Annotated in this window: 14 protein-coding genes and 1 pseudogene; 12 read left to right on the top strand and 3 right to left on the bottom strand. The window is 68.7% G+C overall.

The genetic code is table 11. The features are described 5' to 3' along the window. Positions 1 to 73: 73 nt before the first annotated feature. The gene (locus WMF28_RS09700; protein ID WP_437601850.1) at positions 74 to 1,258 is read right to left on the bottom strand and encodes a DUF6599 family protein; all 1,185 of its coding nucleotides are present in this window, start codon (positions 1,256 to 1,258) and stop codon (positions 74 to 76) included. Between WMF28_RS09700 and WMF28_RS09695 the strand changes: the two genes are divergently transcribed. The 9 genes from WMF28_RS09695 (at position 1,231) to gcvPA (ending at position 11,948) form a co-directional block, all read left to right on the top strand. Next, complete coding sequence (locus WMF28_RS09695) at positions 1,231 to 2,064, top strand: pilus assembly FimT family protein (RefSeq protein WP_437601849.1); 834 nt, start codon at positions 1,231 to 1,233, stop codon at positions 2,062 to 2,064. The two genes, WMF28_RS09700 and WMF28_RS09695, sit on opposite strands and share 28 nt — an antisense overlap. Then, the gene (locus WMF28_RS09690; protein WP_437601848.1) at positions 2,061 to 2,672 is read left to right on the top strand and encodes a type IV pilus modification PilV family protein; all 612 of its coding nucleotides are present in this window, start codon (positions 2,061 to 2,063) and stop codon (positions 2,670 to 2,672) included. The genes WMF28_RS09695 and WMF28_RS09690 overlap by 4 nt, the downstream gene beginning before the upstream one ends. Next, on the top strand, positions 2,669 to 4,030 hold the full coding sequence (locus WMF28_RS09685) for a PilW family protein (protein ID WP_437601846.1): 1,362 nt from the start codon (positions 2,669 to 2,671) through the stop codon (positions 4,028 to 4,030). Before WMF28_RS09690 ends, WMF28_RS09685 begins: the two co-directional genes overlap by 4 nt. Before the next feature lie 50 nt (positions 4,031 to 4,080). Continuing rightward, positions 4,081 to 4,620: a hypothetical protein gene (locus tag WMF28_RS09680; protein WP_437601845.1), complete on the top strand. Its 540-nt coding sequence runs from the start codon at positions 4,081 to 4,083 to the stop codon at positions 4,618 to 4,620. Positions 4,621 to 4,636: 16 nt separating this feature from the next. Next, entirely contained in the window at positions 4,637 to 8,263 is a 3,627-nt protein-coding gene (locus WMF28_RS09675; protein ID WP_437601844.1) for a hypothetical protein, read from the top strand. Further along, positions 8,260 to 8,805: a hypothetical protein gene (locus WMF28_RS09670; protein ID WP_437601843.1), complete on the top strand. Its 546-nt coding sequence runs from the start codon at positions 8,260 to 8,262 to the stop codon at positions 8,803 to 8,805. Before WMF28_RS09675 ends, WMF28_RS09670 begins: the two co-directional genes overlap by 4 nt. Before the next feature lie 118 nt (positions 8,806 to 8,923). Continuing rightward, entirely contained in the window at positions 8,924 to 10,045 is a 1,122-nt protein-coding gene (gene gcvT, locus WMF28_RS09665; protein WP_437601842.1) for a glycine cleavage system aminomethyltransferase GcvT, read from the top strand. Positions 10,046 to 10,139: 94 nt separating this feature from the next. Then, positions 10,140 to 10,541 carry a glycine cleavage system protein GcvH gene (gene gcvH / locus WMF28_RS09660; RefSeq protein ID WP_437601841.1) on the top strand — a complete coding sequence of 134 codons (402 nt, stop codon included), beginning with the start codon at positions 10,140 to 10,142 and terminating at the stop codon, positions 10,539 to 10,541. Between the two features lie 42 nt (positions 10,542 to 10,583). Then, on the top strand, positions 10,584 to 11,948 hold the full coding sequence (gene gcvPA / locus WMF28_RS09655; protein ID WP_437601839.1) for an aminomethyl-transferring glycine dehydrogenase subunit GcvPA: 1,365 nt from the start codon (positions 10,584 to 10,586) through the stop codon (positions 11,946 to 11,948). 48 nt (positions 11,949 to 11,996) lie between these two features. Here the strand turns inward: gcvPA and WMF28_RS09650 are convergent, their stop codons facing one another. After that, entirely contained in the window at positions 11,997 to 12,440 is a 444-nt protein-coding gene (locus WMF28_RS09650; RefSeq protein ID WP_437601838.1) for a helix-turn-helix domain-containing protein, read from the bottom strand. A 488-nt stretch (positions 12,441 to 12,928) separates the two neighbouring features. On the opposite strand from WMF28_RS09650, the gene WMF28_RS09645 reads away from it, so the two are divergent. Together WMF28_RS09645 and WMF28_RS09640 are read left to right on the top strand one after the other, a co-directional pair. After that, on the top strand, positions 12,929 to 13,147 hold the full coding sequence (locus WMF28_RS09645; RefSeq protein WP_437601837.1) for a hypothetical protein: 219 nt from the start codon (positions 12,929 to 12,931) through the stop codon (positions 13,145 to 13,147). A 116-nt stretch (positions 13,148 to 13,263) separates the two neighbouring features. After that, a complete protein-coding gene (locus tag WMF28_RS09640; RefSeq protein ID WP_437601836.1) occupies positions 13,264 to 13,638 on the top strand; it encodes a hypothetical protein in 375 nt (124 codons plus the stop codon). 129 nt (positions 13,639 to 13,767) lie between these two features. Here the strand turns inward: WMF28_RS09640 and WMF28_RS09635 are convergent. Continuing rightward, positions 13,768 to 14,109: pseudogene (locus WMF28_RS09635) on the bottom strand (adenylosuccinate synthetase); the annotation flags it as partial. Positions 14,110 to 14,348: 239 nt separating this feature from the next. Between WMF28_RS09635 and WMF28_RS09630 the strand changes: the two are divergent. Continuing rightward, on the top strand, positions 14,349 to 21,221 hold the full coding sequence (locus tag WMF28_RS09630; protein WP_437601835.1) for a DNRLRE domain-containing protein: 6,873 nt from the start codon (positions 14,349 to 14,351) through the stop codon (positions 21,219 to 21,221). Positions 21,222 to 21,223 lie beyond the last annotated feature (2 nt).

Here is a 21,223-nt window from a genome sequence, read left to right as displayed (position 1 = left end):
CGCGCGGCGCCCCGGCTCGCGGCGCCGAGAGCGCCGCAGGCCGCCGGGGCGCTCCGTTCTCCAGCCGCGGCGCTCAGCGCGCCGGCGCGGTGACGAACTTCTTCAGCCTCGCCGACTTCTCTTCCTTGGGCAGCGTCAGCTTGGCGTGCTCGTCGGCCGTCATGCCGCTGCGGAGCACGCGGGCCTCGTCGCCGACCCCGTAGACGGTCTTGCCCGCGCGGGCGAAGATCCACTCGGTGGCGGGGCCCTCGCCTTCCTTGTGCATGAGGCGCACCGCGCCGTCGCCGATGCCCTTCTCCCGGGCGGCGCCCGGCAGCTTCGCCAGCGTCGACAGCACGTCCTTGGCCTGATCGACGTCGTCGCGCACGATCGCGACCACCCGGTAGCGCTTGTCGACCTCCGTGTAGTAGCCGAACGCGCCCGGCCCCGCGCCGCCGACCCCGAGCACGTCCTTTGTCTCGTAGCGGATCCCGAGCGGGATCATGTTGTCCTTGGGGAGCGCCGCCGCCGCCGGCGGCAGCGACGGCTCGCCGGGCAGCTTCGAGCCCAGCTCCTTCACGAGCCCGGGCAGGACCTTCTCGCTCGACGACTTGAGCGCCGCCTCGGCCAGCGCCTCGTCGTTGTACGTGATCTCGGCGAGGTACTGCCCGCGCCAGAGGTACGCGTTCCCGACCCCCATCGCGGCCGCGCCGCCGCCGTCGATCTGGCGCGGCGTCGCCTCGTCGGCGGGGTCGCCGTCGCCCACGATGCGCTTCGTGAACATCCCGTAGGCGCCCTCGGTGGACCCGAACTTCGAGAGGTGCACATCGACGGTCGCCGTGCCCCCGGCGCCGCTCACGTACCGCGCCTCGACCACCCGCCGCACGCCGAATCCCTTGTAGATCTCGCACTCCCCGTCGAACATGTCGCAGATGCTGTCGAGCGGCAGGGACGCCGATTCGCCGAACGTCTTCTCGGCGCCGTTCGGGTCGAGGCAGAACCCGCCCGTCATGCGCGGGAAGAACGGCGCGCTCGCCGCGTCGCCGATCGTCCCGCCCCCCTCCGCGCACGCCGCCGGCTTGGCAGCCGGCGGCGGAGGCGGCGGTGCGCCCATGGGCTCCTCCTTCTTGCTGCAGCCCGCAGACAGCGCGGCGGCGAGCGCGCCCGCGAGCAGCGCGCACCTCCCCGCGCGGAAGCGCCGGGGCCTGGCGCGGCACGCGACAGGCGCGCTGTGGGTGGACGGGACGCTCGATGAACACCTTTCCGGCGGGAATCGCATGGCCCGTTCGCCTTGCACCTTTTTTCATAGCGCCGCAATCGTTAGCGCCCGCCCTGGACCGCTTTGAGAGATTCACCATGCAATTCCATGGCTTAGCGCGCACCGCCAAAGGCATGCGGCTTGCCTTTCCCGGGCGTCTGGTGCGTCCTTTCTCCTATTCGCGACCTCCCCTTCGTGATCCCGATCGACCGCGGGCTTCGTCGCCGCGAGCGCGCGCGCGGCGCCGCCGCAATGCGCGTGGCTTCACCCTCCCGGAGCTGCTCGCGGTGGTCGTCCTCATCGGCATCCTGGCGGCCGCCGCGTCGCCGAGCTTCGTGAACGGCATGCGCGATCGCCGCGTGAACCGCACCGCGATGGAGATCAGCGGCATTTACCGGCTCGCCCGCTACCAGGCGATCGGGCGCGGGACGGCGGTGCTCGTGCGGTGGACGGCCTCCGCCGGGGACTTCCAGGTGCGGCAGGCGCAGGTCCAGGGCATTGTCACCGGCTCGCTGCTCTCGCACAGCTGCGGCAGCGTCATCAACTGGATGGATCCGGCCACGACCACCCCCGTCACGACGTTCGGCACCACGGGCATCGAGCTGGCCGCGGTGGAGCTCCGCGATCCCACCGCCCCCGACGGCGTCGTGCAAGCGGACGCCGATGTCTGCTTCACGCCGCGGGGGCGGACGTACGTCCGCTACAACCCCGGCGGGCAGTTCGTGCCGCTGCTCGGCGCGCTCCGGGTGAACGTGACCAACAGCGGGACCGGCCTCCTGCGCTCGGTCTTCGTCCCGCCGAACGGCGTCGCGAGGCTCGGCCTGTGAGCGCGGCGCGCGCGAGGCGGGCGGCGAGCGGCGGCTACACGCTCATCGAGGTCATGGCGGCGCTCGGCGTGCTCGCGATCGGCGCCACCGGGGTGCTCGCGCTGCAGAAGGCGACGCTCATCAGCAACACGAACGCGCGCAACCTCGTGATCGCCAACAACATCGCCATGACCTGGGCGGAGCGGTTGCGGGTGGACGCGCTCCAGTGGAACGACCCCCTGCGGGTCCCCGACCTCGACGGCGACACCGACTGGCTCCGGCTGATCAACACCTCCCCGTTCCCGGCGAAGGTGACGCCCCCGCCGGACATCGCGCTCGGGGCGGCGCCGAGCGCCGACGTGTTCGGGACCGACATCCTCGCGGGCGACACCACGTCGCAGCCCGCGTTCTGCACGCACGTCCGCCTCCGCCAGTTCAACGACCCCGCGACGGGTACGCGGATCTGGGAGAGCCTCATCCGCGCCGAGATCCGCGTCATCTGGGAGCGCAATGGAAACCCGATCAACTGCGCGATCAACCCGGTCAATGTCGATCAGGATCCGGGGCGCTTCGGCGCGGTGTACCTGACGACCGGCATTCTCCGGAACACGAGCGAGGACCGACGATGACGACGAGCCGCCGCCTCCCCCCCGCGCGGGCGCGCGCTTCAGGACAGCGAGGCTTCACGCTCGTGGAGCTGATCGTGGCGATGGCTGCCGGCCTTGTCGTGTCGCTGGCGGCCTTCCTGCTCTCGAAGAACGCGACGCGCTTCTTCCAGAACGAGACGAGGGCCTCCGCCTCGCACCTCGCGGCGACGATCGGGCTGAACCGGCTCGCCGCGGACCTGCAGCGCGCCGCGTACCTCTCGACGCCCAACATCCTCGTCGATCCGGACGTCTGCCAGGTCCCGCCCACGCCGATCGGCCTGCGGCACCTCGCGGGCATCTCGATCCTGCGTGGAGGGTCGGTGATCCGCAACGCGCCTGATCACGGCCAGAGCAATGCCAACGAGCTGTATCCGGACTCCATCGTCATCGGCGGCAGCTTGAGCAGCACCGAGCTCTTCGAGTTCAGGAATATCAGCGACGCCAGCGGCACCCTAATCGTCGAGCTCAATCCGAACAGCGCCGCCGTGCAACGCACGCTCGCGCGAGCGAACGGCAGCGGGCAGGGTCTGCTCCAGATCTTCGCCCCCGACCGCATCCTGCGCGTCATGGTCCGAGGTCAGACCCAGTTCCAGTATGGAGTGATCGAGAGCGCCACCGTGCAGGGCGCTCCGCCCACTCTCACCGCCATCACCATCACCCTCAAGTTGGATCCCGGCCTGCCGAGGCTGGAGGGGCTCGCTCGGTGCGGCGTGACCCCCGGCGGCAACACCGGCGACGGTGGATGGGTGAACGTCGTCAACCGCGTCCGCTACGAGATCCGGAGCCTCCGCACCGCAGGGACGCCCTACACCCCTCTCGTGACGCCCATCGCGCCGGCGCAGACCGGCGACGACGGCCGCACCGAGCTCGTACGGGTCGAGCTCGACGATGCAGATCAGCCGATCTTGGAGACGACCGAGCTCATCGCCGAGTACGCCGTCGATCTCAAGTTCGGGATCTCCATCGCGAACGAGGGCGGTGTTCCGGGCGTGACAAATCCTTCCATCGAGCGGTTTCCGATCACCGCGATCGACGACACGAACGTGTACAACATCGCCGCCGAGAACAGCCAGTCAGGGGCCGCGCCGCAGCGCGTGCGGTCGGTCCAGGTCCGGCTCTCGACCCGCACCCGGGCGCCCGATCGCGACGCCGACCTCCCCGGGGGCCCCGACGGCCGCAGGCGCAGATTCCTGATCCCTGGCATCGTCACCGGCGTCGACACGCTGGCGGCCGCGCAGCTTGCTGGAGCCATACCTGCCGGAGCCCCACCCGTGTTCGCCCGGATGCGCACGCTCTACGCCGACATCGCGCTCCCGAACCAGGCCTACGTCACATGGTAAGCGCAAGCATCGCCCGGTCCCGCAGGCGCTCCCGCGAGCGGGGCGCCGCCGTGTTCATCGTCGTGCTGGTCATCACGATGCTCACCGCCATCGGACTGTTCGCGGCCCACGCCGCCACGCTGTCGACCATCGCCAGCGGCCATGAGCGCCGGATGACGCAGACGCATTACCTCACCGAATATGCGATGCTGCTCGCGATCGCCGAGATCGAGCGACAGGGCGGCCTGGACGGGATGCCCAGATCGGCGACCTGCTCGGTCATCACCGACGAATGCTGGTCCTTCCTGCCGCACACCTTCAACGCGGCGGAAGACCTCGTGGAGCTGCCCGAGCCCGATTCACCGGGGAGCCTCGGGCGCGCCGCCGTCCAGTGGATCGCCAAGGTGGAGATCACCGACAAGATCAAGCCCGCGATAGGGAATCGCGCCGGCAGCGACCAGGGTGGCCAGAACGCCGTGAACGCCGATTACTGCACGGTCACCATGAACGCGCGGCTCATCGCCTGGCCCGGTAACGCGGCCCTGGCCCTGGCCGCCGAGGGCAGCCAGGAATCCATGTCCGTCGTTGCCGATGTCCTCTGCTCGAAGTGACGAACCGGAGCGCACGATGCGAAACCTGACGAAGGTCCTTGTCACGATGGGCTCCGCGGCGGCGGTCAGCCTCCTCGCCGCGCGCGCGCGCGCGCAGGCCGTCGATGTCGAGCCACCGCTGCCGAACGTCCTCTTGCTCGTCGACACGTCGGGCTCGATGGAGAAGACGGTGGCGGGCGGAGAGCCGGACTGCAACCCGCTCACGCCCCCCGCCTCCGAGGACCTGAAGAGCCGCTGGACGAAGCTCGTCGAGTCGCTCACCGGCCCGATCCAGGACTTCTCGTGCTACGCGCAGCCCCGCACCCAGTCCGAGTTCATCGACGAGTTCAGCATCGACTCGGAGCCGCCGTACGACGCGAACTACTATATCCCCTTCCATCGCCTGCTCTCCAACGGCTGCACGCCCGGGCCCGGGGCGACCTACGGCAGCGTGGGATGGCACAGGTACGACGATGCGGCCCAGGCCTGCGCGTGGCCCGCGCAGGGGCCCGGCCTGCTGGACGTTTACCGGGACCGGATCCGGTTCTCGCTCATGACGTTCGACACGCTCCCCGACGCGGGCACCGGGCTCGGCGGCGGCGTGCCCAACGCCGCGACCGGCATGCGGGGGATGTGGAGCTACTTCCTCGGGTTCGAGAACGGCACAGGCTACCCGGCGCGGGGCAACCCGCCCGACTGCGCCGTCGAGGACGTGGAGGTCGGCGCCAGGAACCCGGCCGCGCCGCTCTGGGAGGGGCCGCTCATCCCCTTCCCGACCTACACCGCCGACATCACCGAGGTGCGCACGCGGAACGATCGCATCCAGAACGCGCTCATCGCCACGCGCCCGTACGGCGCCACGCCGCTCGCGGGGATGCTGTCCGACGCGCGCGACTACGTCCTCCACGACATCTCGATCTGGGAGGGCCAGCCGCTCGGGCCGCGCGACGATCCGTACATCAGCGGCGGCTGCCGCAAAACCTCGGTCGTGCTCATCTCCGACGGCGAGCCGAACCTCGATCTGCGCCCGACCTGCGCGCAGGGCCCGGGCCCCGGTCCGGAATCGACGGGCTGCCCCTACGAGGAGCCGCACGTCATCGCGCACGAGCTCAACACCCACGTGAACCCGAACCGGCGCGTGCCGACCTATACCGTCGGGTTCGGCCTCTCCACGGAGGCGGGCACCGACTGCTCGGCGATCTCCTCGTCCGATTTCCTGACCGGCGGGCGCTGCGACAATGCGACCGGCGCGCTCAAGGCGTGCTGCACGCTCTCGCGCATCGCCATCGAGGGCGGGACCGAGCGCGGCTACTTCCCGAACGACGCCAACGAGCTGTCCGCCGTGATGTCGCAGATCTTCGCGCGCATCGCCGCGAACTCGACGAGCCGCACCCTCCCCGTCTTCGCCACGGCGGCCACGACCGCAGACAACGGCAGCACCGCCGCGGGGGTCGCCTACCAGTTCGGCGCCTCGTTCAGCCCGCCGCCGGACGGCTCGCTCTGGAGCGGCAACCTCGAGCGCAAGCGCTTCGTCTGCGAGTCGGTGAGCGGCGGCGGGATGACGACGAAGCTGGAGGACTTCGACCCCGCCAAGGGCGACGACTTCGCGGCCAACGTCAGCTCGAACGATCGGCCGCGGAGGTTCTTCAGCGTGATCGGCGACCTCGACGCCACCACGCAGCGCATCTGGTCGCAGCGGAGCATCCGCCCCGCGGCCGCGGCCGACAACGAGGACGAGCTCAGCGACTACACGGGCACGGTGACCGGCGGCGGCGCACCGGCGATCGCGGCGACGTTCGCGGGCGAGCTCCGCAACGCGCCGCGCGCGCTCAACCTCGATCCCAGCGCCGCCGTCCCCCCGCAGTGCTCGGGCGGGCTGCTGGAGAACACCGCCGATAGCTGCGCCGAGCGCCTCATCGAGTGGGAGATCGGCGAGGCGATGCCCGCGAACGTCGCCTCCCGCGATGGCAACGAGCTCGGCAGCATCTATCACTCCACCCCGGTCGTCGTGGGGCCGCCGCGCGATTACATCCCTGACGATTCATACAGGCTCTTCGCGGAGCACCCCGCCCAGGCGAACCGGCCGCTCGTGCTCTACACCGCCACGACCGACGGGCAGCTGCACGCCTTCCAGGTGACGGCGGCGGACGCGGACGACGATCTGAAGGTGGACCGGGTCCAGAACAACGAGCTCTGGTCCTTCCTGCCGCCCTACGTCCTGCCCCGGCTCCTCCAGACGTTCAACCAGCAATCGATCCTGCTCGACGGCGCGCCCGTCGTGAAGAACGTCGTCTTCGAGCGCACGCCGGCGGAGATCAGCGGCGCCAGCGCGACGTGGAACACGGTGCTGCTCGCCGGCGGCGGCCTCGGCGGCGGCTTCTACTACGCGCTCGACGTGACGAACCCCCACGCGCCGCGGTTCCTCTGGCAGCTCTCCACCGACGGCGAGGGCAAGGCGCTCTTCGGCGAGACGACCCCGACGCCGGCCATCGGCATGGTCGAGATGGAGTTCAAGGGCGTGATCCGGGAGATCGCGGTCGCCATCCTGCCCGGCGGCTCCGCCCCGCTCGACACGAGCCAGCCCGCGTGCCCCCGGAAGGGCACGATGCCCCCCCCGCTCTTCTATCCGACCGACAACCTGCAGGTCCGCGGCTCGGTCCGGTGCTGGGGCGACGCGGGCAGCGGTAGCCCCGCCGGGCCGGCGCGCTCGCTCACGATCGTCCGGCTCGACACCGGCGAGGTGCTCCGCACGTTCCAGGGCCTCCCCGCCGAGGCGCCGGCCGGGCTCTCATCGCGGACCAAGGAGGCCGACTTCGACTCGCCGATCACCGGCGTCCCAGTGCCGTTCCCTGCGGGGGTCGGCGAGGTCGCCGAGCGCATCTACGTCGGGGACGCCGACGGGACGCTCTGGCGCGTCAGCCTGTCGAGCACGAACCCGAACGACTGGAACGTGTCCCTCGCCTGGGACGCGTACTCGTTCCCGAGCAGCGACACCGCGGCGAGCAGCCAGCCGATCGAGACGACGCCGGTCGTGACCACCGATCCGCTCGGCAACACGGTCATCCTGTTCTCCACCGGCGATCAGGAGGCGTTCACGGAGGGCGGCGGCATCCAGACGCGGGTCTGGTCGATCACCGAGAAGCCGCACAACACGACCCTGCGCTTCACCGAGAACTGGGTCGTGCCCTTCACGAACGGCAAGCGGGTGACCGGGCCCATCTCCCTCTTCAACGGCTGCGCGTACTTCGCGACGTTCACGCCCGCGGCGCCCGGGACCTACGCGTGCGCCGACGGGCGCGGCTCGATCTGGGGCGTCGACTACCTGCTCGACACCGAGGAGGAGGGAACCCCGAACCCCTGCCTCGTCGTCGATCCGCTCGCGGGTCCCCAACACGAAGAGCTTCAGGATCCGGGCACGGTCGTCTTCGGCGTCGCCGTGACCCAGAAGCCGACCTGCGTGGACACGGAGGAGTACAACGATCCGTACTTCGGCGTGCAGACGATCAGCCGGCAGTCCAGCCCGCCCGAGTTCCAGCTCGTGTTCCACACCGGCGCCGCGGGCCAGCAGGACGCCCAGGGGGGCGAGACGCGCACGAGCACGAAGACGCTGCAGCCGCCGCGCAAGGTCGTTAAGATCGACTCGTGGGCGACCCTCGTCGAATGAAGCGCGGCGTCCTGTCGCGCGCCGCCGTGGCGCTCGCCGCGGCGTTCGCGTGCGCGTCGGCCGCGCTCGCCTGCCGCAGCGACGCGGGCGCGCCGGCGCCGCCGCCGCCGCCGCCGAGCGAGGCCGCGGCGCCGAGGCCGCCTGTCGACAAGGCGCTGCCGGGCGAGCTCGCCGAGGGCGTCGAGCAGGCGTTCGGCCTGCCCATCCCGCGGCGCATGAAGGTGCGCGCGCGCTTCTCCGATGCCGTCTTCGCGGTCGGGGAAATCCCGGCCGAGCGGGTGGCCAATTACGTGCGCACGCGCGTGCTCGCCGGCAACGTCGAGACCGGGCCGGCGAAGACGATCTTCTCGCGCGCGACCGTGAAGAGCGCGCCGCACCGGATGATCCGCATCGAGGTCGTCTCGCGCGCGCACGTCTCGGAGCTCGTCGTCCGCGACGAGACCCGAGCGCCTGCGGAGCGGGGGCTGTCCGTCGAGGAGCGCTGGCGTCGCAACGGGCTCACGCCGGACGGCAAGGTGCTCGATCCCACCCGCCTCGAGTGAGCGCAGCACCGGCGGCGCCTGCGCGCGGTGTCGGCGTCGGCGGCGGCCTCGACATGGCGCGCCGCGGGGGGCCGCCGCGCCGGTCGACATCCCCGACCTTTCGAAGTAGATCGCGCCCGTGTCGACCAAGCCGCTCCCCACCGCTCCGCTCCGCAGGACCCCGCTCTACGACGAGCACATCAAGCTCGGCGGCCGCATGGTCCCGTTCGCCGGCTGGGAGATGCCGGTCCAGTACAAAGGCGTGACCGAGGAGCACCGGGCGGTGCGCACCGCCGCCGGGCTCTTCGACGTCTCGCACATGGGCGAGATCATCCTGAGCGGCGAGCACGCCGGGCAGGTTGTCGACCACCTCGTCACGAACGACGTCAAGAAGCTGGAGGACGGCCAGGCGCTCTACACGTGCGCGTGCAACGAGGCCGGCACGATCCTCGACGATCTCATCGTTTACCGGATCGACGCGCGGCAGTGGCTCATCGTCTGCAACGCGTCGAACCGCGACAAGATCGCGGCCCACGTCCGGAGCGCGGCGCAGGGCCACTGCAGCTTCGAGGACGCGTCGGACCGCACGGCGATGATGGCGCTCCAGGGGCCGAAGGCGCTCGACATCGTCGCGCTCGCGGGCGGCGACGGCCCGGCGCTGCGCGAGCTGCCGCCGTTCCACTTCCGCGACGCGACGCTCGCCAACGTCCGCTGCACCGTGGCCCGCACCGGCTACACCGGCGAGGACGGCATCGAGATCTTCTGCTCCCCGTCCGACGCGCAGCGGCTCTGGCGCGCGCTCGTCGAGCTCGGCGGCCCGCTCGGCCTCGAGGCGACGGGCCTCGGCGCGCGCGACACGCTCCGCCTCGAGGCGCGCCTGTCGCTGTACGGCAACGACATCGACGAGACGACGAACCCGATCGAGGCGGCCCTCGGCTGGGTGGTGAAGCTCGACAAGGGCGACTTCGTCGGGCGCGCCGCGCTCCAGCGCATCAAGGAGGAGGGGCCCGCGCGCAAGCTGATCGGCTTCGAGATGGTGGGGCGCGGCATCGCGCGCCACGGCTACCCGCTGCTCGACGCCGGCGGCGAGAAGGTCGGCGTCTGCACGAGCGGCAGCCCGGGGCCGACCGTCGGCAAGAACATCGGGCTCGGCTACCTGCCGGCGTCGATGGCCAAGGTGGGGACCGCGCTCCAGGTCGACTGCCGCGGGCGCACGGTCGAGGCGGTCGTGGTCAAGACTCCATTCTACAAGCGGGCCTGACGCGCGGCTGCGCGGGCGCGCGGCGCGTTGACCGAGCGGCCGCGCCGAGACGACCAGAGACCCAGGTTGGCAAGGCAAAGGGAGAAGAAGTCACATGGCGAGCGATGATGTGCGAACGGACCGGCGGTACTCGAAGGACCACGAGTGGACAAAGCAGGAGGACGACCACGTCGTCGTCGGGATCACCGCCTTCGCGGTCGATCAGCTCGGCGACATCACGCTGGTCAACCTCGACGTGAAGCCGGGCGACACGATCACCGCGGGCACGGCCTTCGGCACGATCGAGAGCGTCAAGACGCTGAGCGACCTGTTCGCGCCCGTGAGCGGCAAGGTCACGCGCGTGAACGGCGACCTCGAGAGCCGCCCCGAGCTCGTGAACGAGGACTGCTACGGCGCGGCGTGGATGATCGAGGTCGCGCCCTCGGACCCGGGCGAGCTCGGCGCGCTCATGGACCCCGCCGCCTACGCCGAGCTCCTGAAGACCGCGGCGCACTGAGCGCCGAGCCCCTCCCGATCACCCTTCCCGCTGCACGACACCATGCGCTACCTGCCCCACACGCCCGAGGAAATCACCGAGATGCTGCAGGCCGTCGGCCTGTCGTCGCTCGAGGAGCTCTACAGCGCGATCCCGAAGGAGGCGCGCCTCACGCGCCCGCTCTCGATGGATCCCGCCCTCGACGAGGCCTCGCTCATGAGGCACCTCGAGGAGCTCGCGCAGGAGAACCGCGCCGGGCGCATGCTCTCGTTCCTGGGCGCCGGCGCCTACGAGCACCACTTCCCGCCGGCCGCCGATCAGCTGCTGCTCCGCAGCGAGTTCTACACCGCCTACACGCCGTACCAGCCGGAGGTCTCCCAGGGCACGCTCCAGGTGATCTTCGAGTTCCAGACGATCGTGAGCGAGATCCTCGGGCTGCCGGTCGCCAACGCGTCGATGTACGACGGCGCGAGCGCGGTCGCGGAGGCCGTGCTGATGGCGCGCCGGCTCACGGGGCGCGAGCGCACGGTCCTGTCCGAGGGCGTGCACCCCGACTATGTCGGCACGGTCGAGACGTACGTGCACGGCATCGGGACCGGCAAGGCGTCGCTGGTCCGCGTCGGCGTCGGCCGCGACGGCGCGGCGGACGTCGACGCGCTGACGCGGGCGATCGACGACACGACCGCGTGCGTGGTGGTCGGCTATCCGAATTTCTTCGGCGCCGTGGGCGACATCCGGAGGGTGGCCGAGGCGTGCCACCAGAAGGGCGCGCTGCTCGTCACGGTCACGCTGGATCCGTACGCGCTCGCGCTGCTCGAGTCGCCGGGCGCGCTCGGCGCCGACATCGCGGTGGCGGAGGGCCAGCCTCTCGGGCTGCCGCCGCAGTACGGCGGCCCGAACGTCGGGCTGTTCGCGTGCAGGAACGACCGCAAGTACCTCCAGCAGGTGCCCGGCAGGCTGGTCGGCGAGACGGTCGACAAGCACGGGACCCGGGGGTACGTGCTGACGCTCGCCACGCGCGAGCAGCACATCCGCCGGGAGCGGGCGACGAGCAACATCTGCACGAACAGCGGTCTGTGCGCGACGGCGGTCACGATGCGGATGTGCATGCTCGGCAAGCGCGGCTTCGTCGAGGCGGCGCGGCAGTGCCTCGCGAAGGCGGAGCACCTCAAGCGGGAGATCGCGCGGCTCGACGGGTACGCGTTGCCGCTGCCGGCGCCGACGTTCCACGAGTTCGTCGTGAAGGTCCGCGGCGGCGACGCCGGCAAGCTCACGCGGGCGCTGGCCGAGCAGGGCGTCATCGCGGGGCTCGATCTCGGCCGCATCGACGCCCGGCGGCGGGACGAGCTCCTCGTCGCCGTGACCGAGCGGCACAGCCGCGCGGACCTCGACCGGCTCGTGCAGGCGCTCGCGGGGTTCCCGGGCTGAAGAGGCACACGGCGCGGCGGGGGGGGGAGCACCGGCCTGTTCGGTGCTCTAGCGCGGGTGCGGTCCGGGGGCCGCGCCGCCGAAGTGATTCACGATCTGCTGCGCGATCTGCCGCAGGATCGGCCCGCCCGCGCTGCTCACGAGGAGCTCCAGGCCGGGCACCAGCACGACACGCTCCCAGCGTTCCGCCGCGTAGGTCGGCTCGGGCGGCGGGGGCCGGACCGCAGGGGGCGGCGGCGCGAGCAGCGCTTCCATGTCGGCGGGGGACATCGTCGCGAGCTTCCGCTTGATCTCGGGCAGCTTGAGCCCCCGCTCGCGGAGCTTCTGGATCGACAGGATCTGGAGCCGATGCTCGCGCAAGTACCGCGTCCCCGGTCCGGCGAACGGCGGCGGCACGAAGAGGTCCCGCTTGTACCAGTAGCGAATGGTGCGCTCGCTCACTCCGGCTTCCTCGGCGATCTCCCCGATGGTGTACCCGTCGTTCCTCGGCATGGGCTGCCTCCTCGGACAGAGCATAGCCTGGGAAAGCGGCAAGCTGCCATGAATCTTGACAGGATCGAGGCCGGGTTTCGCCGGGAATTGGACCTGTTTGTGCGGTTATTTTCACATGGGTCGAAGAAAATTGTCACGATAGTGAAGTTAAATTCTCCATCCCGGATGTCCGAAGCCAACGGCGTGAAGTTAAATTCTCCATCCCGGATGTCCGAGGTCCACGGCGTGAAGTTAAACTCTCTATCCGGCCTGCTCGGAGCCGGATTTGTGAAATAAACTGCTCCATGCATGCCTTTGAGGCCCGCCGAGTTGGCCTCCGGACCGCAGGAGGTGGCCTTCCGGACCGCCCGACAGGGCTTCCGGAGGGCGACGGCGGCCCTGCTTGGCGGGGCCGGAGCCGCATCATCTGGCCGATCCGCCGGCGATCGGCAGCCCCGCCGGGCTGCGGTCAATCGCAGGTCCGGGTGACCGGGTCGCAGAAACAGGAGATGCACTCGCTGTCCCGCGAGCACGTCTCGCCGCCCAGGGAAGAGCCCGTGCACGAGGGGTCGGGCGGTGCCTCGGGGCAGAGGGATTCGCCGAGGCCTGCGGCGCCCGAGCAGTCGCCGCAGGCCAGGTTGAGGCACTCCGCCGTCGCCATCGAGGTGAACGACGCCGCGCCGCAGTGCGCGGGGCTGGTGCAGGTCTCGACCGAGTTCCCCTTGTAGAAGCAGCCGACGAGGCAGAAGCAGTTCGTATCCTGGGAGCAGGCCTGGTATTGATCGCAGCAAAAGACCTATTTTCTTTGGTCAATGTATAGCGAAATGAGCACTGCGAGCGAGAGATGGCCAAGTCGATCGACGAGATTCTTGCTGAGTTCACCAGTTTGTATGGTCCAGAGGAGGTCTGGATCCTCTCGCTGAGCGACGCCGAGATTGTCGAGCGACTGCGGGCCATCGGGAATCATCCATGCACCGCCTTGGCCGAATACCTCGAATCGTTGTTCGTTCGGGTCCAAGTTGATCCAGCGTCGATCAAGCGCGAGCTGGAGGAGTCAGCGGGTTCCGTATCTGGTGGCTTTACGAGTTGGCTAGATCCCAATGAGAGAACTGCCGACGGCCTCGATGCATGGGTCGCCTATCATCTGGCCAATGGACGGGCCATCGCTCGGAGCTTGATACTCAATTGGGAGAAGCAGGATCCTACCTCTTCAACGTAGCCCCCTCCTCCAACCCCTCTGACCAGGAATGAGCTATCACGGGCTGCGGCTGCGTTAAGCCGTCACCGACGCACGAACGCCGGCCGCGCGCCCGCGGGGGCCCCACACCCGCCCGCGCCGCCCCCAGCGATCGAGCACCGGCTTCGCTGTCGCGATCTCGTCGATCGGGAACTCCCGCGTCCGCCCCGACGGCGTGTCGCAGACGACGCACACCTTGAGCTCCGGCATGCGCGTCAGCACGTCCAGCTTCGTGAGCGTGATCCCGTCCAGGCCGTTCACGCGCGCCGCATAGCGCAGCGCCGGCAGGTCGAGCCAGCCGGTCCGCCGCAGGCGACCGGTCACCGAGTCGTACTCCCCGCCGACCAACCGCAACCGCTCGCCGAAGGTGCGCGCGATCCGACACGAGCAGCCGCCCATCGGTCGCCTTCGCGGGCGACGCCACCGAGCTTGGCGTCCGGTAGCGACACGCATCACGCTTTTCCCGGCTGCCTGAACGGACAGAAAGTGGGCATTTGAGCATTCATGTGGATGCAAGCACGACACATTTCGGTTCACACTGCATGAGGAATCGCGAAGCTTCTTTCTTCTTATTTTATTATACGCGGAGCATCCCGACGCGACGTAAGCTGCGTTCCCTGTCACGGTCGGCCAGTATCACCGAACGTGAAGAATGAAGTGACAAGATACACGGGCGAAGACCGCTCGTCGTTATGGATCTGCAGATCCATGCGTCGGACTTCTTGCGTGACGCTCTGCAGCGCCTCCGCGTTAACCAGGAGACTCGGGTGAAACAGCACGATCCATTATTTCTTCGCAAGCTGGAGCTATTCAGGCGCTCACGCCCCCCTTGGCAGAAGCACATTCCTTTTAAGAGCGGCATCCTCTTGAGCGCCATCGCGTTCAGCGCCGCCTGCAGCTCGGGCTCGCCGAACGAGGAGCTGCACGGCACCGCGAAGCTCGCGGCGGGCACCGAGGACCCGACCTGCGTGACGATCCAGCGCGGGACGGCCGGCGCGGTGGAGGACGCGACGATCTGGGAGACCTTCCCGACCTGGAGCGATTCGACCGTGCTCTTCCGCACGGGCACCCTGGACGGGTTCGGCGTACGGCACGCCGTCCTCCGCTTCGACCTCTCACCGGTGCCCGCCGCCGCGACGGTCGTCTCCGCGACGCTGCGGCTCGAGCAGATCTACCGGGACGACACCACCTCGAGCACCATCAACATTCACCGGCTGCTCTCGCCGTGGACCGAGTCGACGGTGACATGGCAGAACCTGGGAAACGGGAGCGACTTCGACCCGGCGATCGCGGCCTCGTTCCAGTCGCTGCCCGGCGCCGGGATCCGCACGGCCGATCTGACCTCGCTCACCGCGGCGTGGCTCGCGGGGACCGTCCCGAACCACGGCATGCTGCTGGAGGAGCCGCCGGTCCTCACGACGAGCTTCCGGAGCAGCGACGATCCGCAGGTCGACGACCGGCCGAGCCTCGAGGTCTGTTACACGACCGCGACGACCTGCACCGGCACGCTCGACGATAACGACGCGTGCACGACCGATACCTGCGATCCGGTGCTGGGCATTCTGCACACGCCCATCTCGACCGACGACAGTGATCCAACCACGATCGATACGTGCGATCCGGCGACAGGCACCGTCGTGCACGTCGCCTGTCCGGCGCTGGATCCGACCGTAGCCACGAGGCTCATCGATGCCGTGGGCTGCATCTACCAGGGGCCGAACGCGCCGCAGACGGGCGTGACCGCGACGATCGCCCCTGCCTCGGTCGCGGTCGTCAAGGGCAAGGTCGCGACGCGAGCGGGCGTTCCGATCTCGGGCGCCAAGGTGAGCGTGCTGCACCACGACGCGGGAGACGCGGAGAGCTACGGGCAGGTCCTCACGCGCGCGGACGGGGCTTTCGAGCTGGTCGTGCGGGGAGGCCAGCCGCTCACGATGAAGTACGAGAAAGCCGGCTATTTGCCGGTGCAGCGACAGGTGGGCACCCAGTGGCAGCGCTGGTCCGAGGCGCCCGATGTGGTGCTGATCGAGAGCGATCCGGTGGTGACGTCCGTCGCGCTGGGCAGCTCGGCCGGAGCGCAGGTCGCGCGCGGGAGCGTCCAGACGGACGACAGCGGCACGCGCCAGGCGACGCTGCTCTTCCCCTCGGGTACGACGGGAACGATGACCGTGCCGGATCCGAGCGGCCCGCCAGGGGCGACGATGACGGTGGCGCTGCCGGCGGAGGTGCACGTGCGCGCGACCGAATACACGGTCGGGCCGAACGGTCCCGAGGCGATGCCGGGGACCTTGCCGCCAACCAGCGGGTACACGTATGCGGTGGAGCTCGGGCTGGATGAGGCCGTGACCGCCGGGGCTACGAAGGTCGAGTTCAACCAGCCCATTCCGTTCTATGTCGAGAACTTCCTCGATTTCCCGGTCGGGATGCACGTGCCGCTCGGCTATTACGACGCGGAGAAGGGGGCGTGGGTGCCGGCGGAGGACGGGCGCGTCATCGAGATCCTCGCCGTGAGCGGCGGAGAGGCGTCGGTCGACATCGACGGCGACGGCGCGGCCGACGACGCGAACGAGCTCACCGCGCTCGGGATCAGCGCCGAGGAGCTCGGGCAGCTCGGCGCGCAGTATACGGCGGGGACGAGCCTCTGGCGGTCTCAGGTCACGCACTTCACGCCGTGGGACTGCAACTGGCCGGCCGGCCCGGGTCCCGGCGCCGGGCCGCCGCCAATCGGTCCTGGCGGCGACGGCGGCGGCGGCTCCGGGGGCGGCGGCGGCTCCGGGGGCAGCGGCGGCTCCGGGGGCAGCGGCGGCTCCGGGGGCAGCGGCGGGGATCCGGACGACCCGAACAAGGAGTGTGGATCCATCATCGAATGCGAAACGCAGACGCTCGGGGAGCGGTTGCCCATCGCCGGGACGCCGTTCGACCTTCACTACAAGAGCGATCGAACCGCGGGGCGTACCCGGGAGTTCCGTCGTCTCGCGATCCCCCTGACGGCGTCGACCGTGCCCCCCGGCATCAAGCGGATCGAGCTCAAGGTGACCGTGGCGGGGAGGACGTTCGGGTCGAGCATCGCCTGCCCCTGCGGGCCGGGCCAGCAGTACACGTTCGAGTGGGACGGCAGAGACGCGTTCGGGCGCCTGACCTTTGGAGGGCAGACGGTTACGGTGGACATCGATTACGTGTACGAAGCCTTTTACTACGAGCCGGCCGCGCTGGTATCGTCGGGCCGGTCCTTCGGTTTTCCCTCCGATGTGATCCTCGCCGGGTATCGCGCGCGGGATGAGATCACCCTGGGCCGGCGCTGGGAGAGCAAGCTCGGCGCATGGACCAACGACTCTCTTGCGCTCGGCGGCCTCAGCCTGAGCCCTCACCACATCTTCGATCCCAGCAACTCCACGCTCTACCGTGGCGATGGGGGGCGCCGCACGGGCCGGAACATGTTCCCCATAGTCCGGCGCATCGCCGGCAATCCATCTCCTCCCATAGGTGGCTTGGATACCAATGGAATTCGCGCCGATTCGGTGTATGTTCAACGCCCCTTCGGAGTCGCGGTAGGACCGGACGGCAGCATCTACTATTCCGAGCATTCAACCCCCCGTGTTCGAAGGATCACACCCAATGGGATCGTCGCCACGATCGCCGGCGGCATACCCGGTGGATATAACGGCGATAATCAACCGGCGACACAGGCGAACTTGAGCGGTCCCAAGGAAGTTGCGATTGGGCCTGACGGTAGCATCTATATCGTTGATAGTTATCGTATCCGCGTGATTTCGCCCAATGGGATCATTGCCACCATCGCAGGTAACGGATCTGTGGGGACGCCGCCGCCCGATGGTGCGCTTGCCACTTCCGGTTCGATGGCCCCGTTCAGCGGTGTGCATGGCATCGCCGTATCCAGTGACGGCAGCCTGTTCCTGGCACTCGACAGGGCAATTCGCAGGGTGGCAGCTGACGGGACCATCACGACAATTGCAGGTACGTTGGACAGCGTACCTGCTGGGAGTTCCGGCGACGGCGGGCCCGCTGTCCAAGCTCGGTTCACTGCGATCCGGGGTCTGGCGCTCGGGCCGGATGGGGCGATCTACCTCTCGGATGCATCTGCGGGAGGAGTGGTCAACAACCGGATCCGGCGAATCGATCGCAACGGCATCATCACCACGTTCGCGGGCAACGGCGGGACGAGCATCTCGGACGACGGCGTGTCCGCCGCATCGGCTCCGATCGGTGTTCCCGGCCCGTTGGCCGTTGGACCGGACGGCAGCGTGTACTTCGTCGCAGACCACACCAACAATCTGAGCAGTCCGACGGCCAAGTTCATCCGGCGCATCTCGCCCGCTGGGCTCCTCCTCACCACGGTCGTTGGCAACCGAGCTACTCTGCCTCCGCAGTGCTACGTCGCCAGCTGTCTCGGCGGCCCAGCGACCTTGACCTGGCTCCGGTGGCCGACGGCGCTGGCGCTCGCTCCGGATGGCACCTTGGTGTACACGGACCCCGTCATCAACCGCGACTTCACCGGTGATATCATCGGCCGCGTGGAGAGGTCGCTCCCAGACGTCAAGGCGACCGACACCTCCGTCGCGAACGAAGACGGGACTGAGGTGTACACTTTCGACCAGCAGGGCAGGCATCTCACCACCCGCGACGCGCTCCTCGGCACCGTGCGCTACGCGTTTGGCTACGACGTCGCGGGCCGGCTGGTGACCATCACCGATGTCGACGCGCAGGTCACGACCATCCAGCGCAATGCGAACGGCGACCCGGTGGCCATCGTTGCGCCGACCGGACAGAGCACCTCGCTTACACTCGATGCCGAGGGCAACCTCTGGACGGTCACGAATCCGGCGAACGAGACGACGACGCTCTTGTACTACCCGAACAGCGGCCTGCTTCAGTCGCTCGAGGACCCGCTCGGACGCCTGCACGAGTTCGAGTTCGACGCGGAAGGACGCCTCGTCAGGGACGAGGAGCCGGCGGGTGGCTACAAGCAACTCACCCGGACCGAGACCCCCAACGGCTACCGTGTGACGATCACGACCGCGATGGGGTTGACCCGCAGGTACGAGATCGCGACGCTCCCGGACGGAAGCAAGCAACGCATCCGCACCGGATCGGACGGGTTCTCGACCGTGAAGCAAATCAGCACGAGCGGGGCCAACACGACGACGACACCGGACGGAACCCTGACCTCAGTCATGGTGCAGGGAGACCCGCGTTTCGGCATGCAGTCGCCGTTCGTCAGCAGCGAGATTACGACGACCCCCCTTGGACGAACAAAGCAGGTCATCCGGTCGCGCTCGGCGACCCTCTCGGATCCGAGCGACGCGCTGAGCGTGAGCTCGTTGATCGATCTCACGCTCATCAACGGGAACACGTTCTCTCAAACATTCGACAAGGCCACGAGGACGACCGTCTACGCATCCCCGGAGGGGCGCCAGTCCACGCTCACCCTCACACCCGAGGGGCGCACCCAGCGCATCGAGGTGCCCGCGATCCTGCCAATCGATTTCACGTACTATGCAGATGGTCGATTGAACGCGCGAACCCAGGGAGCCAGGACGTGGACGTACACGTACGAAGACAACGGCTGGCTCACGACGGTGACCGATCCGCTGCTCAACACCGTCTCTTTCCTTCACGATGCGGTCGGCCGCTCCACGCAGGTGACGAGGGCCGACGACGAGGTGTCCGGAACGAGCTACTACCCCGGCGGACTCGTCCACACGGTGACGCCGCCGGACCGACCGGGGCACACATTCAGTTACACGCCGGCAGATCTCCTGGAGGAGTACCTGGCTCCAGCCGTCGGCGCTGCTCCCAGGGATGCCTCGTGGTCCTACGATCTGGACGGCCTGCTCACGAGCTCGGCCCGCCCGGGTGAAGCCGCGACGGTCTACACGCAGGACCCGTCCACGGGTCGCCTCAGCCAGGTTGCGCTGCCGCTGGGGATGGGTACCATCGGCTATGGCTATCATCCGACGACTGGAAGTCTGACGACCGTCTCCGGTCCTTCAGGCATCTCGCTCAACTTTGCCTACGATGGCATGCTCTTGACCGGTCTGACGTGGGCAGGAACCGGGTTCGGGGGCAGCTCCGCGGGTGTGCAGTGGGTCTACGACAACGACTTCCGCATCGATACGGAGACGGTGGGCGGCGGTGCGACCATCAACTTCGACTACGACGCAGACAGCCTCCTCACCCAGGCTGGCGGGCTCACGCTCTACCGACACCCCGACAACGGGATGTACACCGGGAGCACGATCGGCGTCGTGAGCGATACGGTCACCCACGACGCGTACGGCGCCGTGGCGACGTACGTCGCGCAGGCGAGCGGCTCGACACTGTACGAGGTGACAACTACGCCCGACGCTCTAGGGCGCATCCAGAGCATGACGGAGACGATACAAGGGGAGACCGCGACGTACGAGTATGTTCGCGACCTCACCGGCCGCCTTACCGACGTGGTTCGCGGCGGCGTGATCGCGGCGCACTATGATTACGACGCGAACGGGAGCCGTCTGGCGCGAACGTCGTCCGTGGGGACGGAGAGCGGTACCTATGATGACCAGGATCGGCTCCTGAGCTATGCGCTCAAGACCTACGGGGTGAGCTCGGCGGGCGACCTCACGAGCATCACCGATACGGCCACGGGAGCGACGACGACGCTCACGTACGACGCGCGCGGTAACCTCCGCCAGGTGGTGCTGGGCGCCGGTGACGTGATCGAATACCTGGTGGATGGGGAGGACCGCCGGATCTGGAAGACGAAAAACGGCGCGGCGGTGCAGGGGTTCATCTACCGCGACGACCTGCGACCCGTGGCGGAGCTCAATGCCGCGGGCGCGGTGGTGGCGCAGTTCGTCTACGGTCAGGATCGCAATGTCCCGGATCTCATCCTGAAAGGTGCGGCGACCTACCGGATCCTGACGGACCATCGGGGCAGCCCGCGACTGGTCGTCAACACCGCAACCGGAGCGATAGCGCAGCGCATCGACTACGATGAGTTCGGTCGTGTGCTCCAGGATACAAGCCCGGGCTTCCAGCCGTTCGGCTTCGCCGGCGGGCTGTACGACGCCGACACGAAGCTGGTGCGCTTCGGAGCGAGAGATTACGACGCGGAGGTGGGAAGGTGGACAGCGAAGGATCCAATCCGGTTTGACGGTGGGGACACGAACCTGTACGGATACGTGCTCAACGATCCGATCAGCTTCACGGATCCGAATGGCCTCGGTCCCATCGGGTTTTTCGCGTGCCTCCTGAGCGGACGTGACTTGGCGGTCTGCGTGCTTGAAGAGATGGCCAAGGCCAGTTCTGATTCTGGATCCGATCCGGGGCCGGCGCCTGGACCCGGGCCCGGGGCCGGGTCGGGGCCTGGTTTCCCACGACAACCCGGATTCGGTACCTGTCCAGCGAATGACAATGGTCGATCCGATGGCGATAAGAATCGAAGGGAACGATGCATGAAGAGAGCCCTCAGGGCCTTCGAGGATTGCATGAAGCATATAGGGGATACGGCTGAATGCGTGGAGAAAGTGGACCGCGTGTTTCAGAGATGCATGCAAGGTGGGTGAGT

The sequence above is a fragment of the Sorangium sp. So ce590 genome, from assembly GCF_051521365.1.
Lineage (GTDB): Bacteria > Myxococcota_A > Polyangia > Polyangiales > Polyangiaceae > Sorangium.
Note: the sequence above shows the minus strand (reverse complement) of the source record. Positions and strands in the feature narration are given on the sequence as shown.

Bases quoted from the DNA above. Each gene is read 5' to 3' on its own strand.
- gcvH (WP_437601841.1), top strand. From the start codon at position 10,140: ATGGCGAGCGATGATGTGCGAACGGACCGGCGGTACTCGAAGGACCAC.
- WMF28_RS09695 (WP_437601849.1), top strand. From the start codon at position 1,231: ATGAACACCTTTCCGGCGGGAATCGCATGGCCCGTTCGCCTTGCACCT.
- WMF28_RS09630 (WP_437601835.1), top strand. From the start codon at position 14,349: ATGGATCTGCAGATCCATGCGTCGGACTTCTTGCGTGACGCTCTGCAG.
- WMF28_RS09670 (WP_437601843.1), top strand. From the start codon at position 8,260: ATGAAGCGCGGCGTCCTGTCGCGCGCCGCCGTGGCGCTCGCCGCGGCG.
- WMF28_RS09650 (WP_437601838.1), bottom strand. From the start codon at position 12,440: ATGCCGAGGAACGACGGGTACACCATCGGGGAGATCGCCGAGGAAGCC.
- WMF28_RS09675 (WP_437601844.1), top strand. From the start codon at position 4,637: ATGCGAAACCTGACGAAGGTCCTTGTCACGATGGGCTCCGCGGCGGCG.
- gcvPA (WP_437601839.1), top strand. From the start codon at position 10,584: ATGCGCTACCTGCCCCACACGCCCGAGGAAATCACCGAGATGCTGCAG.
- WMF28_RS09685 (WP_437601846.1), top strand. From the start codon at position 2,669: ATGACGACGAGCCGCCGCCTCCCCCCCGCGCGGGCGCGCGCTTCAGGA.
- WMF28_RS09640 (WP_437601836.1), top strand. From the start codon at position 13,264: ATGGCCAAGTCGATCGACGAGATTCTTGCTGAGTTCACCAGTTTGTAT.
- WMF28_RS09700 (WP_437601850.1), bottom strand. From the start codon at position 1,258: ATGCGATTCCCGCCGGAAAGGTGTTCATCGAGCGTCCCGTCCACCCAC.
- WMF28_RS09645 (WP_437601837.1), top strand. From the start codon at position 12,929: ATGCACTCGCTGTCCCGCGAGCACGTCTCGCCGCCCAGGGAAGAGCCC.